The sequence below is a fragment of the Lysinibacillus sp. NPDC097868 genome, from assembly GCF_044761135.1.
GTDB lineage: Bacteria > Bacillota > Bacilli > Bacillales_A > Planococcaceae > Lysinibacillus.
This window is the reverse complement of record NZ_JBIWBS010000001.1, coordinates 1,150,535-1,166,802: the sequence shown is the minus strand read 5'-3', so window position 1 is coordinate 1,166,802 and position 16,268 is coordinate 1,150,535. Positions and strand designations below refer to the sequence as shown.

Sequence of the window (16,268 nt, the reverse complement as noted above, 5' to 3'; positions counted from 1 at the left end):
ACTTACTTCACCTCATAATTTTGCAGGGGTACTTCGTACTGCTGCATCGAGAATGCCATATTCGATAGCCGTTTATTCGCTACTAAATAATTAGTACGATATGATAATGGCATAAAAATTGCTTCCTCATGGATTGTTTGTAAAATCGATTCGTATAATGCTCGTCGCTCTACTTCATCGGTTGAACGGATTACTGTCGCTATCTCCGCTGTCAATTGGTCAGAAACAGTCAGCCCTTTTTGCGCAAAGTAACCAATTTGCTTGTCCCCTATCATCATCCGTATATACATATGCGGATCGTAAGGCACGCCCCATGTATCATTCATAATGACGTTATACTCCCCTGTTTTACTACGTAATTTGAAAAACTGATCTTCTTCACCAATTAACTTTACTTCTACCCCTATTTCACGCCAAGCGCTCTGTAAATATTCAAAAATCCCCTTATGCACCTGGTCACCGCTGTTATAGGGCATCACTATCGTTAATGTTTGTCCATTTTTTGTTCGGAATGTTGCACCACTTTCTAAAGTCCAACCAGCTTCATCCAGTAACTGTACGGCTTTCTCCACATTGTAAGAATAAGGTTCTAGCTTGATATCACTGAATGGGAAACCTGGCGCAAATAATGTATGTGCTTCCTGCTCTAAGCCATTTAATATATGGTCAATAATTGTTTGTCGGTCTAATGCGTGCTGTAATGCCAGTCTTACGTTTTTATCCTGCGTCACACCATAGGTAGTATTTAGCGATAATATTCGTGTAGAAGAGGGCTCTGAAATCATTGTTTGATATTTTCCAGTCTTCTGTAATGCTTGATATTCCGCAGGTGCAAGTTGCCCGCTACCAAAAATTAAATCGATGTCCCCTTTTTCAAGTGCCATCATTCGTGCTTGTGCATCAGGGATAATTTTCACTATAACTTTTTTTAGCTTCGGTTTTTCACCCCAATAATTATCGTTACGGGTAAACTCTGCAAAGCTATCTTGCTCATAGTCTGTTAAAATCCAAGGCCCTGTACCAATGGGCTTTTCAATGCCATCCTTTGTAGTACCACTCGCAGGAAAACCACTATTCGCTAACATTCGCAGTGGACGAATCAGAGTTAATTCCTGCAAAAATGGATAATATGGTTCTTTTAAATTTATTTTAACTTGTGCTTCACCAACAGCTTCCACACTATCAATAACCGCAACAACTTCTAGCCAGCTATGTGCGGCACTATTTTCAACAACTGTATCAATATTGCGTTTTACATTTTCGGCAGTTAGCTTAGTGCCATCTGAATACAGTACATTGTCCCGTAGTGTAAACGTATAGCTCTTACCGTCTGCTGCCATTTCCCATGATGTTGCAAGTGCTGGCTTTATCTCTCCATCTTCTCCGTAGCTCACTAGTGGATCATAGAGCATTGCCTGTGCAAACAGTTCATTTGGGGAATACATATGTGGATTGACTTGACCAATATCCTTAACCCAAGACATTGTAAGTTCATTTTTTTGAGTGCTACTTAAACTTCCTTTTTTCTCCTCAGAATTTCCACAGGCAGCTACTATACTTAATGCGAAAATAAATAAGAAACTAGACAATTTTCTAATAATTTCTTCCTCCTCTCTTAATTGTAATGATTACGATTATCATTACAATTTGCAATTTTAATTGATTCTTAACGTTTTGTAAAGTACTTATACAATAAAAAAACACCTTTTCTTCCAATTAAGGATGAAAAGGTGTGAAGAAATAAATTAATCGCTCATAGAGTGCCAGGCACTTATAATCTGCCTGCAACTTGCAAAGTCACAGCCAACATTTTTGCGAATTGACCTCTTGTTATATATTCGTTAGGATTTAGCTTTGTATTGTTATCAAGCGCACCGATTGCATACAGTGTTTGCGTGTGACGCAATAGCTCCCCTTGGAAGCCACGACTATCTTCATAAGGTAAAGAAGACGTATTATCTTCCTGCACAAAATCAACCGCATCCAAAGTGCGTCCTAGCATCAAAATCGCCTGCTGACGTGTAATTTTGCCGTTCGGATCAAAAGTACTTGGAGTTTTGCCATGAATAATGCCTAATGAATGTAAAGCACCTACATGACCACCGTACCACGATGTTTTTTGATTTATGTCTGTAAACTGTTTCGTTGGCTCCTGCTGAAAGCTAAATGCACGGACGAGCAAAGCACTAAACTGTGCACGTGTTAAAGAGTCATTCACACCGAAATTATCTGGTGTACGCCCACGAATAATTCCTCGCTCTGCCAAAGTTTGAATGTAGGAGCTAGTTGATGTCTTTGCTAAATCTCGGAAATAAAGTTGCTCAGGTTGCACAAACTTCAACTCTGCATTGTTATGGATTATCGCAACCACACGATCTCCTTCATCTCGGTAGGCAACAGGTTCCATTCCTTTTTTCAATACTTGCTGTAGCACACCAGATTGACCATTTTTAAAAATGACAACTTCAAGCGGTTGACGGTTATTGACGATATTCGCTTTAATGCTATAGACTCCACTTTTTTCAGCTGCAGAAATCGTAGCACCATAGGCAGAATAGATTGTCATATTTTCTGTTTTGATATGTACGTAATGCGTCGGTTCTTCATAGGCGGAAGCTTCTATCGGGAAAGCGATCGATGCCCCTAGCAATACAAGTATAGTGGTTGTTTGAATTATTCTTTTCATATTGCTCCTCCCTTTTATTATTTTCTATAACTATCATAATAGATTTAATTGTTTAAAAATATAGTATTTTTAGCACATGCTCCTACAAGTAACCAATCTAATAACGAAAACTTCGCCAACTATAAATAGTAGAGCGAAGTTCCTTCATGGATTATTTATTTAATAACGCATGCAACTCATGTAATTTTTTAATTTCATAATGAGGCTTAATATCCGTTGTATTTTGGGTATTGCGAATGTTAAACCAGCACGTATCAATCCCTGCTAGTAAACCGCCTTTTACATCCGATGTTAGAGAATCTCCCACAATTAGAGTCTTATCTTTATTTAATCCGTCAATACGGTCAAAAACATAATCAAAAAATGCTGGCATCGGTTTTTGATAGCCTGTTTGTTCTGAAATAAAAATACCTTTAAAATATTTTGCTAAATCTGCGTCTGTTAATCGTTTATTTTGTGTTTTTGTTACACCATTTGAAACGACGTATAAATCGTAACTGTCTGCAAGTTGAGCAATAAGCTCATATGCCCCATCTACGTAATGATGCGCTTCCTGCAAATACTTTTGGAAAACAGTTTCAACATACTCGCCGTCTACATCTATGCCAAATTCCTTTAAAGCGATTGAAAATCGAGTATTATGTAGTGTAGTTTTTGTTACTTCGCCTCGTTCAAAAGCTCGCCACATTGATTCATTAATTTCCTTATAGCGGGTAATCATATTCGGCGTAGTAGTAATTTTTTCTTGTTCAAATAAACGGTTTAGTGCTGCATCTTCAGCTAAGTCAAAATCTAATAATGTGTCATCTACATCAAATAATAGTATTTCATACTTACTCAAAACTATTTCCTTCTTTCTTCGTTACGGTCTTGCCGCCTTGCTTTCTCTATCATAACGTTTTTTTAGAAAAATAGCAGTGTAAACACTCGTTCTTTTAGTTGTATTGGCATATTGCAAGAAATCAGCTTTGTGGAACGCTTGTTACAATAGTATAAATGAAAAAATATTCTAAATTTAATTCCACAAGCCTATATCTCGTTCAACATTGCAGTTTCTACCAAAGATTGAAACGCGCAGAGGACATTTAGAAGCATTTTTTATATCGATACGCGAATAAAATTTCCTAGAAAGGACAATAAAAAGCTCTTTCACTAATTTCATATTTGAAAATATCACTGAATATGAGACAATAGAATGCTAGAAAGGAAGATGTACGAAAAATGACGACCTTACAAAAAATTACGCCCAGCTTTGATCCGTGGGAAGCATATTTAGATGTCGAACAACATGGGCACATGACCCTATCAAATATTGAATTTACAACTACAACACTTTGTAATATGCGCTGTGCTCACTGTGCAGTCGGCTATACATTGCAAAATAAAGATCCGCAAGCCTTGCCAATGGAGTTGATTACAAAGCGACTGGATGAAATTCCACACTTAAAAACGCTTAGCATTACGGGTGGCGAACCGATGATGTCTAAGAAATCAGTTCAAAATTATGTACTACCCCTATTAAAATATGCACATGCACGTGGAGTTCGTACGCAAATCAACTCGAACTTAACAATCGAGCCAGAACGTTATTTACTCATTGCTCCTTATTTAGATGTTTTACATATTTCACATAACTGGGGTACGGTAGATGAATTCGTTGAAACTGGTTTTGCAATGATGGCACGTAAGCCTACCTATGAACAACGTGCAGCCCTTTTCCAACGCATGATTGATAATGCGCGTATGCTGGCCGAGCATGGCGTGATGGTCTCTGCTGAAACAATGCTTAACAAAAAAACATTGCCTTACTTAGAGCACATCCACAATCAAATTATTAATGAGATGCAATGTGCTCGTCATGAAGTACATCCGATGTATCCATCTGACTTCGCAAGTTCGCTAACATCTCTTTCGCTAGAGGAAACACGCGCAGCTATTCATCATTTGCTTGATGTACGCGATGAAAATACTTGGATGCTCTTTGGTACATTGCCGTTTTATCCTTGCAGCACTAATGAGGAAGATCAAAAACTATTAAAACGGTTACGAGGGGCCAAAAACGTCACAATGCGTAATGATCCAGATGGCCGTTCACGATTAAATGTCAATATCTTTACAGGTGATGTCATCGTTACAGACTTTGGCGATGCATCAGCTCTCGGTAATATTGTTCATGATAAGCTACCAGCAATTTTCGATAAATGGATGGCTACAGATTTAGCAAAATCTTTAAACTGTCACTGTCCCGCTGTGAAATGTTTAGGTCCGAATGTCTTAGTTAAAAATATGTATTATCAAGACACTACTTTTATAAGCGGCTCAGCAAAACTTTAACCATAAAAATGGCCAATGCAACTGAATGCATTGGCCATTTCTGCTATAGATAAACTTTCTTAAATCGTTGTTTTCCGTTCCATTTCCCCCTTTCCGTAAACACGCACAGAACGGAAGACGTGGGCACCTCGCAAGCTAGCGAGCGTCGCAGCTTACTGTGCTGAGCGGACAACAATGATAACAGAAAAAAAGTGTTAGATTGATAGTCAATCTAACACTTTTTCTCTGTTGCCTCTGTTTATTACTTAATATAGATATTTGTTAAATCAATTCATTTGCCAATAGTTTATAGCAATTCAAGCGACTTTCCTGCGCATATTGATTGCAGTTTAGCATCACTTCATCAAAGCCATATTGTTCCTGTTCTGCTACTAAAAATGCAGCGACTTCCTTTGGTGTGCCTACAATATTTGCTTTGCGGTTGTTGGCAATCATCATTTTATCCATCTCTGTTAATGGATAATCCTTCGCCTCTTCTGGTGACATCGCCTGAATAATTTGCCCCTTCATGAGCTGAAGGCGCGTAATATCGATTGGCTTAGCTAAGTATTCCGCTTCCTCTAACGTATCAGCAACCGTTGCTGCATAGGTAACGATAATTTGCGGTTTTTCCATATAATAAGAAGGTGTAAAGTAAGATCTATACGTATCAAAAATATCCTTCGACATATTGCCAGTAAAGAACTGTGCATACGAATAACCTACACCACGTTGCCCTGCCTGCATGGCACTTTGACCACTTGAGCCGAGCAACCACGCTTCCGGTAATTGTATGTTAGTAGGGGAAGCAATAACTTGATCATAGACAGACTCGCCCGTTTTTTGATTATTCATCAATTTTAAAATGGTATCGAGCTTATCATATTGTTCATTAAAATGTTGTCTGCGTCCCTCTGCTAGTGCATAGATTGATGCATGATCTCCACCAGGAGCACGGCCAACACCAAAGTCAATGCGATTCGGTGCTAGTGCACTTAATGTTTTAAATACTTCTGCCAGCTTGTAGGGAGAATAATGCATCATCATGACGCCCCCTGTGCCAATTCGCATACGTTTTGTTTTCGCCGCTAAAAAGGCTGCTGTAATTTCAGGTGCTGAGCTTGCTAGTGATTCGCTATTATGATGCTCTGCTAACCACATGCGATTGAAGCCAAGTTCTTCCCCTAAAAGCGCTAATTGTTCTGTACGCACAAAGGCCTGTTCAGCAGTATGACCTTTCGGTACAGGAATTTGATCTAAAATACTTAATTTCAATGAAAACACCCTCTCTGTCTGTATGCTCTCCTTTCTACTGTAATATAGTCATCCCTTTTTACAAAGTAAAAGGACTTACTGATATGCGAGCTGTTTCATTTCCCAAGTTTCATAAACAATACCAACAAGCGTTCCTTTTTGTTCTGAATCAAGGACAACATCGTTAAACTTCATTGCAAAAAGCTTAAATTCAGTAGCTTCCTCATTCACTATGAATTGCAATATGGCATGTCCTTTTTCATCTGAAAATAGAATATCCCCTGAAAGTTCCACGACATGTTGACCAGTTTTCGCCTTATAATAACGCCAATAAGGCTCTGTAAAAGCATAATTAAAGGCATCACGTACTTTCACGTCAGCAAAATCAATCAAATATCCTTCCTTTACTGTATCGATATATACATTATCCGTAATATCTTTTTTCGCATTAAAAACATAGCCTACGAGCACACCCATAAACACAACACAAACAAACACTCGAAAATGATTTCCTAAAGACAAATGTCATCACGTCCCCTTTACGCAAAAACACCATTTCCTTCATAATACATTAAAATAATTACATAAAGTAGAATATTTTTGTATTTTGTAGATTTTTATATTTCCGCAACAAATGATGCATACTAAACGTGGGCAACTAAAAATAAATACAGGCTATTTACAGTCACTCCGTGTTCCGCTAATATCAGATTATTATTATAGAAAAGAGATGACGTTAGTGCCTTTCGATTTAGACCCAAATATATTAGTAATTCTTATTATTTTTGGCTTTTTGGCCGCATTTATCGACTCTGTAGTTGGTGGTGGTGGGCTCATTTCATTGCCTGCTCTCCTATTTGTTGGATTACCACCTTCCGCAGCTGTCGCAACAAATAAACTAGCTGGTACAATGGGATCTTTAACTAGTACCATTACGTTTTACCGCTCTGGGAAGCTAGATATTAAATCCGTCTATAAGCTGTTTCCTTTTGTTTTTTTCGGCTCCATGGTTGGCGCATGGATTGTCCATTTAATTGATCCAAGTGTTTTAAAGCCTTTAATGTTAATCATGCTAGCCATTGTAGCCGTTTATACAATTTTCAAAAAAGACTGGGGTAGTATTTCCACATATAAAAAGCTAACACCTAAACGATATGCTTTTTTCGTCCTTATTATTACTTTAATTGGCTTCTATGATGGTTTCTTAGGCCCAGGTACAGGGTCATTCTTTCTGTTTGCCTTTTTAATCGTTGGCTTTGACTTTTTAAAATCAGCCGGCAATGCCAAGTTTTTAAACTTCGGAAGCAATATAGCAGCGCTTCTTATGTTTATATACTTAGGTCAGATTCATTATACTTACGGCTTCGCTATGGGACTTGCTCAAATTGCTGGTGCGATAGTCGGATCAAAATTTGCCATTAAACGCGGGAGTAGTTACGTGCGTAAACTATTTATTGTTGTAACCATCCTATTACTTATGAAAAATACATACGACTATTTTTCGTGAAACCATTCTTACCTCTTGTATGAGGTAAGTTTTTTTTCATTGCTTCAACTTTTTCCCCACTTTCATACGTCTAGTAGTTGTATACAAATTTGAAAATGTTAAAAAGGAGCTTCTTTGGACATGAAAACAAGAAATGCATTTCAACATGAAGAGGTGTTTGTCCAGTTAATTCGTGAACAGAAAGAACGATTTTATTTGCTTGCCTATAGCTATACGAAAAATGAGCAGGATGCACTTGATATAGTACAAGACAGTATTCAAAAAGCGATGCTTTCTCTCGATCGATTAGAGCATGTGGATTACATGAAAAGCTGGTTTTACAAAATTGTTGTAAGGACATCAATTGATTTTTTGCGCAAGCATAATCGCTTACAAGTGACGGACGATAACACTTTACAATATTTAACGCCTGCTCAAGAAGATATTTACGAGAACATCGATTTAGAGCATGCTTTAGAGGAATTACCTCAAATGTACCGTGAAGTCGTGATTTTACATTATTTCGAAGATTTAAAGCTAGCTGATGTTGCCAATATACTGGACATAAAGCTAAGCACAGCTAAATCACGCCTATATAAAGCTTTAAAACTGTTAAAAATACAACTCCAAGATGTGAAGGGAGAAACAGCACATGGATAAAAAATTAGAAGAGTTAAAAAAACAATATAATGACGTTCCAATACCAAAGGAGCTTGACTTTGTAGTTGAAAGTGCATTAAGACAAGGGAAAAGGAAGAAAAAAAATCGAGGACCGCAATGGTTACTTGGAACAGCGGCAGCTGCTATGCTATTTACAGCTAGTTTAAATATCAGCCCTGCAATGGCACGTACATTGTCCGATATCCCTGTTGTAGGGAGTGTCATAAAAGTACTGACATGGACAGAATATGAAGTAGCTGAAGACACATATGACGCCACTATCAAAGTACCTTCTATTGAGCATTTAGAAAATACAGATCTTGCAAATGCTTTAAATGAAAAATATCGTTCAGAAGGAAAAGCACTTTATGATGACTTTATAGCAGAAGTTGGCGATTTGAAAGCAAATGGCGGTGGTCACTATGGAATAGATAGCGGCTATGACATTAAAACGGATAACGACCAGATTTTATCGATTGGACGTTATATTGTCAATACAGTTGGATCGTCATCAACCGTTATGCATTATGATACGATTGATAAACAAAACGAAATTTTAATTACGCTGCCAAGTCTATTTAAAGATGACAGCTATATTCATGCCATTAGTGAGAATATTAAAGAACAAATGCGTGAACAAATTGCGGCAACAAACGAAGATAAAGTTTATTGGGTTAAAGGAGCGGGCTTGCCTGATGAAGATCTAATGGATGTGTTTACTACTATCAATAAGGAACAACAATTCTACATTTCTGAAAAAGGAAAACTCGTGATTTCATTCGATAAATATGAAGTGGCACCTGGCTATATGGGTGTTGTGGAATTTGAAATTCCAACAGACGTTCTTCAAAATAGTCTTGTAAGTAATAAATATATTCATTAATCGCTGGCACTATCTCATTTAACGTGAGATAGTGCTTTTTTATGACTTATAATCTTTCTACTTTTTGTCAAAGCTAACTTGTATCAAAACATGTTAGAGGGTTTTCAAATGAAAGGTGTAGGATCAATTAGTATTTTACATGTTGTCTTCCTAGCAATGACTGTTATTGGCTTAAAAAATCACGTTACAATTATGCCTCCGTTATTGGAAACTACAGAAAGAGATAGCTGGCTATCTGTAATCTTAACATCAATTTTAATGTTTCCTTGGCTCTTTCTTTTAGTTTATATTCATAGAAAATCAAATCAAGAGCCTTTAAAAGATTGGCTGCCACAAAAAATCGGAAAAATCGGTTCTAATATTGTAATCTATATTATTGCAATTTATCTTATCATTATTGCGGCCTTTACAATGATTGAAACCTTACAGTGGGTTAATACTACTTTTTTACCTAGAACACCAAGGTTAATCTTGCTTGCTATATACGTCGTTCTTTGTATTCTACTTGTTACGACTAGTTTACAAACGATCGTCATCGTCAATGTATTCGTTTTATTAGCTGTAGTCGTTTTTGGATTTTTTGTTGCCTTTACAAACTTACAAGTTAAGGACTATGACTTACTACGTCCTTTTTTTGAACATGGATTTACGCCAGTTTTACAGGGGCTCGTCTTCCCCGCCTCAGGATTTTCGGAATTAATATTATTTTTACTCATACAACACCAAATTAAAGATCGAATGCGTTGGTATCACTTCGCCATTATACTCCTTATTTTAGCAGGGCTAACAATGGGTCCCCTCGTTGGTGCCATTACAGAGTTTGGACCAGCAGAGGCCTCAAAACAACGCTATCCCGCTTACGAAGAATGGGGCTTAGTAACAATAGGGCGCTATGTGGAGCATCTAGACTTTCTTTCAATTTATCAATGGTTGACTGGCACATTTATTCGAGTCGGATTTATTTTATATATCGTAACAGATTTATTAGGCATGGCAGGAGATCACCGACGTATTTGGAAAATGGTTGCACTTCCATTCTTTTTTATATGTCTACCACTAATGTTATTAAATGAACACATATTTCTACAACTTAAAGGAAATTATATGTTAGCAGGTACATTTATTTTCTTTTTCTTACTATCCATATTTTTAATGATTGTAGCTTTCATGTCCGGAAAAAAAGGAAAAAAATCTAAAGCCGATACCCAAGACACGGAAAGTGGTGACACTTGATGCCCTCAACAGAAAAGCCCTTAGATTTATCAACCTTAAAGCAGTTATTTGAAAAGTCTGCTGATGTTCATTTTCAAGAATATGCATTCCAGCAACATAAAGTACAATTTGTCATCTGTGAGGCGATGACCGATCAACAACTTCTCAATGACGTCATTGTCATGCGTGTTCAAGCTCTTTTTGATAATTTAAAGGACGCATCATTACACGATGCTATCAATAAACAGTTACACATCCCTGGCCTACAACAAGTAACAGACAAGTCAGAAGCCATTACACTCATTTATAATGGCCATTTACTTCTTTTTTTTGAAACAGATGAACTGCTTTATGCCAGCAATATTGCTAGAAAGCCTAATCGTAATCCTGAAGAAACTAGGATGGAAGTACTCGTTAAAGGACCTAGAGATAATTTTATTGAAGATATATCAGTCAATATTGCATTAATACGAAAACGATTGCCTACGAATTCCTTATGTGTAGAAAAAATGGAGCTTGGGAAACGCTCGAAGACAACCGTTGCTATACTTTATTTTGGCGACATTGCGAACTTGGAAATTTTAAATAGCATAAAAGTACAATTACAATCAGTCGATACAGATATTGTATTTAGCGGTGATTTACTAATGGAGCGTGTAAACAAAAATACTAGGTTTTTCCCTAAGACCGATTACACAGGACGGCCTGATTTCGCAATTCAAGCATTGGTACGAGGACGCTTTTTAATTTTTGTAGATGGTGTTGCTTATGCTGTCATTACACCTGTTAATTTATTTTTATTGTTAAAGTCAGGGGAAGATAATGAATACCCGATTGTTTTTAGTTCACTTGAACGTTTATTACGTATATCAGGTATTTTTATCGGCCTACTGTTACCTGCTTTTTGGCTTGCTTTAACAACCTATCATCAAAATCAATTACCTTTATTGCTTTTGGCAACTGTTGTCCAAGGTCGAACCGGCCTCCCCTTCCCCTCTTCGCTTGAAATGCTATTGATGCTATTAATGTTTGAGCTGTTTAGAGAAGCAGGCTTACGTCTACCATCTGTAATCGGTGGAACGATAAGTGTCGTTGGTGGTTTAATTATTGGTGATGCAGCAATACGTGCAGGTGTTACAAGTCCGGAAATGATCGTGATTATTGCCGTTTCTACCATTGCATCCTTTACACTCGTTAATCAATCACTCGTTACGACAATCAGTATTTTCCGGGTTGGCTTCATTTTATTAAGCGGCTTTTTTGGTTTATTCGGCTTCTTTATTTCACTATACGTAACCCTTCTTTACTTATGTAATATTAGAATATTTGGTAACTCTTATATGCAAATTGGGGCAGATTTAGATTGGTCAACCATAAAAAAAACACTATTACGCTTATCACCAAAAGGTTATACTAAGCGTCCAAACTATATCGCACCACAAGATCAAACCCGTACGAGTGAGGATAAAAATGAATAAAAAAATACTCAGTATATTGTTGTTAGTATTCACTACACTGTTATCAGGGTGTTGGGATGTCACTGAACCGCAAAGAATGTACTATGTCCATGCGCTTGGGATAGATTTTAAAGATGGCAATTATGAAACTTACATGCAAATTATTGATTTTGCCAATATAGCCAAATCCGAACAGCCAAATAATCCGCAAGCTCAACAGGCAGAAATTGGACATGCAAAAGGTAAAACAATTGAAGATTCTCTTTTCGATTTATATCATTCCATTGACCAAAAAGCGTTTTGGGGACATATCACCTATATTATACTTTCAGAAGAGGTAATGAAGAGCAACAAGGTAAATCAAGTGCTCGATTTCTTAACTCGTTATCGTGAAACACGATATCAAATTTGGGTTTATGGCACAAAAGAGCCACTCGATGATTTACTTATAGTTACACCGATAAATAATAAAGCTCTTACATTATCTAAACTCGGAGATCCGTTAAATTCTTTTAAACAAGAATCTTTTGTCGCACCAATTAACCTACGAAAATTAGTGATTGGTCTAAATGAGCCAAGTCATGAAGTTTATCTTCCATTAGTATCAATTGATAAAGGATGGGTATCTTCCAAAGGACAGTCCGAATCAGTGGAAATAAAAGGTATTACACTACTATCTAAAGAAGGATTAAAAGGATTTCTCACCCAAGAAAATGCAAATGGTATTAAATGGATGACTAATGAAACAATTCGCAGTGAAATAACCGGGCAAATTGGAGAGCATAAACAATTCGTAACCGTTACATTAGATCATATAAAAGTTCTTATTTCTCCAGTCGTAAAAAACGAAAACGTACGATTTGATATCGAAATAAAAATGGAAGCAAACGTTCTTGGTATTACAGAAGAAATTACGACCGATGAAATTCGTCAATTGGTCAAAAAACAGGTAGAAAAAGAAGTAAGGGAAACATTTAAGGAATCTTTAGCATTGAATACAGATATTTACCGTTTATCTGAACAGCTATATCGCAAAGACGTTAAGACATGGAAAAAATTAGAGAATAACGGTAAAATCGACTTAACGGAAGATTCTATTCGCAAAATAAAAATAACAGTAGTCAAAGTAAATCCTGGTAGGGAATCTTTTATTGAAACAATTACAGAATAGCAAGTAAACTAAAACAAAGGCATCGAGTATTGATTTACTCGATGCCTTTTGAATATGTTTAACATTCAAACTGTTGCATTACTTTTTCATTTTCTGTTTTACGAAATTGAATATGATGTAATTTTGCGAAAATACCGTCTTGTGCCACTAGTTCCGCATACGTTCCATCCTCTTCAATACCATTTTGTGTGACAACAAGTACCCGATCCGCATTACGGATTGTCGCTAGTCGATGCGCAATGATGAGTGTTGTTCGATTTTCAGCAAGTTCAGCTAACGATTGTTGAATAATCATTTCCGTTTCTGTATCTAGCGCAGAAGTTGCCTCATCCAAAATTAAAATCGGCGGATTTTTCAAGAACATACGTGCAATGGCAATACGTTGCTTTTGCCCACCAGATAGCTTTAAGCCACGTTCACCAATCTGTGTCTCATAACCTTCTGGAAGCTCTGCAATAAACGATTCTAAATGCGCCCTTTTAGCTGCTTCTTCAACGTCTTCATCACTTGCATCTAAACGCCCATAGGCAATATTTTCTCGAATTGTCCCTGTAAATAAAAAGACATCTTGTTGTACAATACCAATTTGTGCTCGTAGAGAGGCTTGTGTCATATTACGTACATCCAAGCCATCAATTGTAATTGCCCCTTTAGTGACATCATAAAACCTTGGAATTAAAGAACAAATTGTCGTTTTACCAGCTCCTGATGGGCCAACAAAGGCAATGGTTTGTCCTGCTTGCACATCAAATGTAATACTTTGTAAAACAGCTTTTGACGTATCATAATTAAAATCAACATCTTTAAACGAGATGTCTCCACATAAATGTGTTACTTGCTTTGCTCCCTCACGATCCTGAATTTCTGGCACCTGCTCTATCAACTCACGGAAACGCTTAAAGCCTGCCATCCCTTTCGGATATAGTTCTAACAATGCACTAATTTTATCGATTGGTTTAATAAGAACATTTGTATATAATACAAAGCTTACAAGCCCTCCATACGATAATTTCCCATTAAAGCTTAACCAAGCACCCACTACAAGGACAACCAATGTTAACAAACGAGTCATCATATAAATACTTGAATGCGCCCCTGCCATAATCTTATAGGCGTATAATTTTGCCGAACGGAAAAAACCATTTTGCTCTTTAAAACGTTCCATTTCATACGCTTCATTTGTAAAAGATTTCACAACACGAACCCCAGAAACACTATCCTCTACACGACCGTTTACATCTGCAATTTTAACGTACAACGTTTTCCATGCATTGTTCATCTTTATGTTACTAACTGTCACAAGCCACATTAAAAACGGCACCATAATCGCTGCAATTAAGGCAAGTGTTGGATTAACATTAAACATTATGATGAAAGCACCCAAAAATGTCATAATGGCAATGAATAAATCTTCTGGCCCGTGATGGGCAAATTCACCAATATCAAATAAATCATTCGTAATTCTGCTCATAATATGACCAGTTTTTGTATTATCAAAGAAACGGAATGATTGTCGCTGGACATGATTAAACAGTTCTTGTCGCATATCGGTTTCAATATTTATACCAAGTTTATGCCCTAAATAATTGACAATAAAGTTTAGTATGGTGCTAAGTGCGTATACTAGCAATAGTAAAATACTTACTTTGACAATCGTACCCCACTCCCCTGTAGGCAGTAGTTTGTCAATGAACCATTGAACAGCTAATGGAAAGGCGAGCTCTAGTAGTGCTACAACAATCGCGCTAGAAAAATCCACAACGAATAATCGTTTATGTGGTTTGTAGTATGAAAAAAACTTTTTATACATATATGACTCCCTTCTAAGTTGCTAAAAAATTTCACTTATCACCAATAGTAACACTTGCGATAATAATTTTGAAAATAATTTTTAAATATAAGATTACTTTTGATTTGCATTTAGTTCACTACATGCTATAATCTTTGTAAGAAGAATTGAATAGCTTTTGACATTTTTGTCAAAGGGGAGTAGCTAGCAGATGTGAGCGATACATCTGATTTCACATTCGTCATTACATGGCAGCCGCCATCGGGTGTGATAGCAAGCTCATCTAATAGATGAGTGCTGTACCGATAACTTTCGGTACAAATTATTATTTGGAGCTTCCAAATAGTTGTGCTTAGCAAGACCTTTGCCTATTTTTTAGGCATGGGTCTTTTTCTTTTGCCTAAAATTAAAAATAGGAAAGAGCATCATATTCATTTCTGTCCAAAATAAAGGAGGAAACACATTTGGAAGCCATTTTATTAGAATACGCATGGGTATTAGTTGTATTAATTGTACTAGAAGGACTTTTAGCAGCGGACAATGCAGTCGTTATGGCCGTTATGGTTAAACATTTACCAAAAGCTCAACAACAAAAAGCATTATTATACGGATTAGTAGGTGCATTCATTTTCCGTTTTGCCGCTTTATTCTTAATTACTACTCTCGTGAATTTTTGGCAAATTCAAGCTTTAGGCGCTGCTTACTTGCTATTCATGTCGATAAAGCATATTTACGATTCACGGAAAGCTTCGGGGGACTCAGATGAAATTAAAGAACCTAAAAAACAATCGGGTTTCTGGATGACAGTTGTTAAAGTTGAGCTTGCAGACATCGCCTTTGCAGTAGATTCCATTTTAGCAGCAGTTGCGATCGCAGTTACATTACCGCATTTAGGGAATTTCGATGTTGGTGGCATTAACGTAGGTCAATTTGGTGTTATGTTCCTTGGTGGTATTATTGGGGTCATAATGATGCGATTTGCAGCACGCTGGTTCGTACGTGTACTCGAAAAATTCCCGTCACTTGAAACGGCTGCGTTCCTTATCGTTGGTTGGGTTGGTGTAAAGTTGGCTGTCTTAACTTTAGCACATGAAAAATTAGGGGTTATTCCGCATGATTTCCCACACTCAACACTTTGGAAAGCTACATTCTGGATTGTATTAGTTGCAATTGCTCTAGGTGGCTACTTAGTAGGTGTAAAAAACCAAAAGAAAGCATAATCGATTTTAATAAAATTCGCCTAGACATAATGTCTTGGCGAATTTTTTATAATAGCTAATGGCGAATAACTCCGATTCAGTGTCAGTTTCTCCTAGTATAGTGGCGATTTCACTTGGTTTAATGGTGATTCCCCTAC

The 16,268-nt window shown here is 37.0% G+C and carries 14 protein-coding genes; 8 read left to right on the top strand and 6 right to left on the bottom strand.

Annotation, left to right across the window (positions count from 1 at the left end; all coding sequences use genetic code 11):
• Positions 1-2: 2 nt before the first annotated feature.
• From nikA to ACIQXJ_RS05555, 3 genes are all read right to left on the bottom strand, one after another.
• A complete protein-coding gene (gene nikA, locus ACIQXJ_RS05565; protein WP_403050617.1) occupies positions 3-1,589 on the bottom strand; it encodes a nickel ABC transporter substrate-binding protein in 1,587 nt (528 codons plus the stop codon).
• Positions 1,590-1,771: 182 nt separating this feature from the next.
• Positions 1,772-2,686: an S-layer homology domain-containing protein gene (locus tag ACIQXJ_RS05560; protein ID WP_403050614.1), complete on the bottom strand. Its 915-nt coding sequence runs from the start codon at positions 2,684-2,686 to the stop codon at positions 1,772-1,774.
• Positions 2,687-2,837: 151 nt separating this feature from the next.
• Positions 2,838-3,527 (bottom strand): YjjG family noncanonical pyrimidine nucleotidase, encoded by a 690-nt coding sequence (locus tag ACIQXJ_RS05555; RefSeq protein ID WP_403050611.1) that lies wholly within the window; start codon positions 3,525-3,527, stop codon positions 2,838-2,840.
• Between the two features lie 380 nt (positions 3,528-3,907).
• Here ACIQXJ_RS05555 and yfkAB point away from each other — a divergent pair, with 380 nt between their 5' ends.
• The gene (gene yfkAB, locus ACIQXJ_RS05550) at positions 3,908-5,020 is read left to right on the top strand and encodes a radical SAM/CxCxxxxC motif protein YfkAB (protein WP_403050608.1); all 1,113 of its coding nucleotides are present in this window, start codon (positions 3,908-3,910) and stop codon (positions 5,018-5,020) included.
• Between the two features lie 261 nt (positions 5,021-5,281).
• On the opposite strand, the gene ACIQXJ_RS05545 is transcribed toward yfkAB, so the two are convergent.
• The gene (locus ACIQXJ_RS05545) at positions 5,282-6,274 is read right to left on the bottom strand and encodes an LLM class flavin-dependent oxidoreductase (RefSeq protein ID WP_403050605.1); all 993 of its coding nucleotides are present in this window, start codon (positions 6,272-6,274) and stop codon (positions 5,282-5,284) included.
• A gap of 75 nt (positions 6,275-6,349) precedes the next feature.
• Positions 6,350-6,775, bottom strand: coding sequence for a hypothetical protein (locus tag ACIQXJ_RS05540; RefSeq protein WP_403050602.1), 426 nt, complete (start codon positions 6,773-6,775; stop codon positions 6,350-6,352).
• Between the two features lie 217 nt (positions 6,776-6,992).
• Here ACIQXJ_RS05540 and ACIQXJ_RS05535 point away from each other — a divergent pair, with 217 nt between their 5' ends.
• From ACIQXJ_RS05535 to ACIQXJ_RS05510, 6 genes are all read left to right on the top strand, one after another.
• Positions 6,993-7,760: a TSUP family transporter gene (locus tag ACIQXJ_RS05535; RefSeq protein ID WP_403050599.1), complete on the top strand. Its 768-nt coding sequence runs from the start codon at positions 6,993-6,995 to the stop codon at positions 7,758-7,760.
• 120 nt (positions 7,761-7,880) lie between these two features.
• Complete coding sequence (locus ACIQXJ_RS05530; protein WP_403050596.1) at positions 7,881-8,399, top strand: RNA polymerase sigma factor SigV; 519 nt, start codon at positions 7,881-7,883, stop codon at positions 8,397-8,399.
• Entirely contained in the window at positions 8,392-9,282 is an 891-nt protein-coding gene (gene rsiV / locus ACIQXJ_RS05525) for an anti-sigma-V factor RsiV (RefSeq protein WP_403050593.1), read from the top strand. Before ACIQXJ_RS05530 ends, rsiV begins: the two co-directional genes overlap by 8 nt.
• Positions 9,283-9,390: 108 nt before the next feature.
• Positions 9,391-10,515 (top strand): endospore germination permease, encoded by a 1,125-nt coding sequence (locus ACIQXJ_RS05520; RefSeq protein ID WP_403050590.1) that lies wholly within the window; start codon positions 9,391-9,393, stop codon positions 10,513-10,515.
• A complete protein-coding gene (locus ACIQXJ_RS05515; protein WP_403050588.1) occupies positions 10,515-11,972 on the top strand; it encodes a spore germination protein in 1,458 nt (485 codons plus the stop codon). The genes ACIQXJ_RS05520 and ACIQXJ_RS05515 overlap by 1 nt, the downstream gene beginning before the upstream one ends.
• Entirely contained in the window at positions 11,965-13,122 is a 1,158-nt protein-coding gene (locus ACIQXJ_RS05510; protein ID WP_403050585.1) for a Ger(x)C family spore germination protein, read from the top strand. Before ACIQXJ_RS05515 ends, ACIQXJ_RS05510 begins: the two co-directional genes overlap by 8 nt.
• Before the next feature lie 58 nt (positions 13,123-13,180).
• On the opposite strand, the gene ACIQXJ_RS05505 is transcribed toward ACIQXJ_RS05510, so the two are convergent.
• A complete protein-coding gene (locus ACIQXJ_RS05505; RefSeq protein WP_403050582.1) occupies positions 13,181-14,932 on the bottom strand; it encodes an ABC transporter ATP-binding protein in 1,752 nt (583 codons plus the stop codon).
• 443 nt (positions 14,933-15,375) lie between these two features.
• Between ACIQXJ_RS05505 and ACIQXJ_RS05500 the strand changes: the two genes are divergently transcribed.
• Positions 15,376-16,131 carry a TerC family protein gene (locus tag ACIQXJ_RS05500; RefSeq protein ID WP_403050580.1) on the top strand — a complete coding sequence of 252 codons (756 nt, stop codon included), beginning with the start codon at positions 15,376-15,378 and terminating at the stop codon, positions 16,129-16,131.
• The last annotated feature ends 137 nt before the right edge of the window (positions 16,132-16,268 follow it).

Coding starts and splice junctions, on each gene's coding strand:
- ACIQXJ_RS05560 (WP_403050614.1), bottom strand. CDS start 2,686: ATGAAAAGAATAATTCAAACAACCACTATACTTGTATTGCTAGGGGCA.
- yfkAB (WP_403050608.1), top strand. CDS start 3,908: ATGACGACCTTACAAAAAATTACGCCCAGCTTTGATCCGTGGGAAGCA.
- ACIQXJ_RS05530 (WP_403050596.1), top strand. CDS start 7,881: ATGAAAACAAGAAATGCATTTCAACATGAAGAGGTGTTTGTCCAGTTA.
- rsiV (WP_403050593.1), top strand. CDS start 8,392: ATGGATAAAAAATTAGAAGAGTTAAAAAAACAATATAATGACGTTCCA.
- ACIQXJ_RS05520 (WP_403050590.1), top strand. CDS start 9,391: ATGAAAGGTGTAGGATCAATTAGTATTTTACATGTTGTCTTCCTAGCA.
- ACIQXJ_RS05515 (WP_403050588.1), top strand. CDS start 10,515: ATGCCCTCAACAGAAAAGCCCTTAGATTTATCAACCTTAAAGCAGTTA.
- ACIQXJ_RS05510 (WP_403050585.1), top strand. CDS start 11,965: ATGAATAAAAAAATACTCAGTATATTGTTGTTAGTATTCACTACACTG.
- ACIQXJ_RS05505 (WP_403050582.1), bottom strand. CDS start 14,932: ATGTATAAAAAGTTTTTTTCATACTACAAACCACATAAACGATTATTC.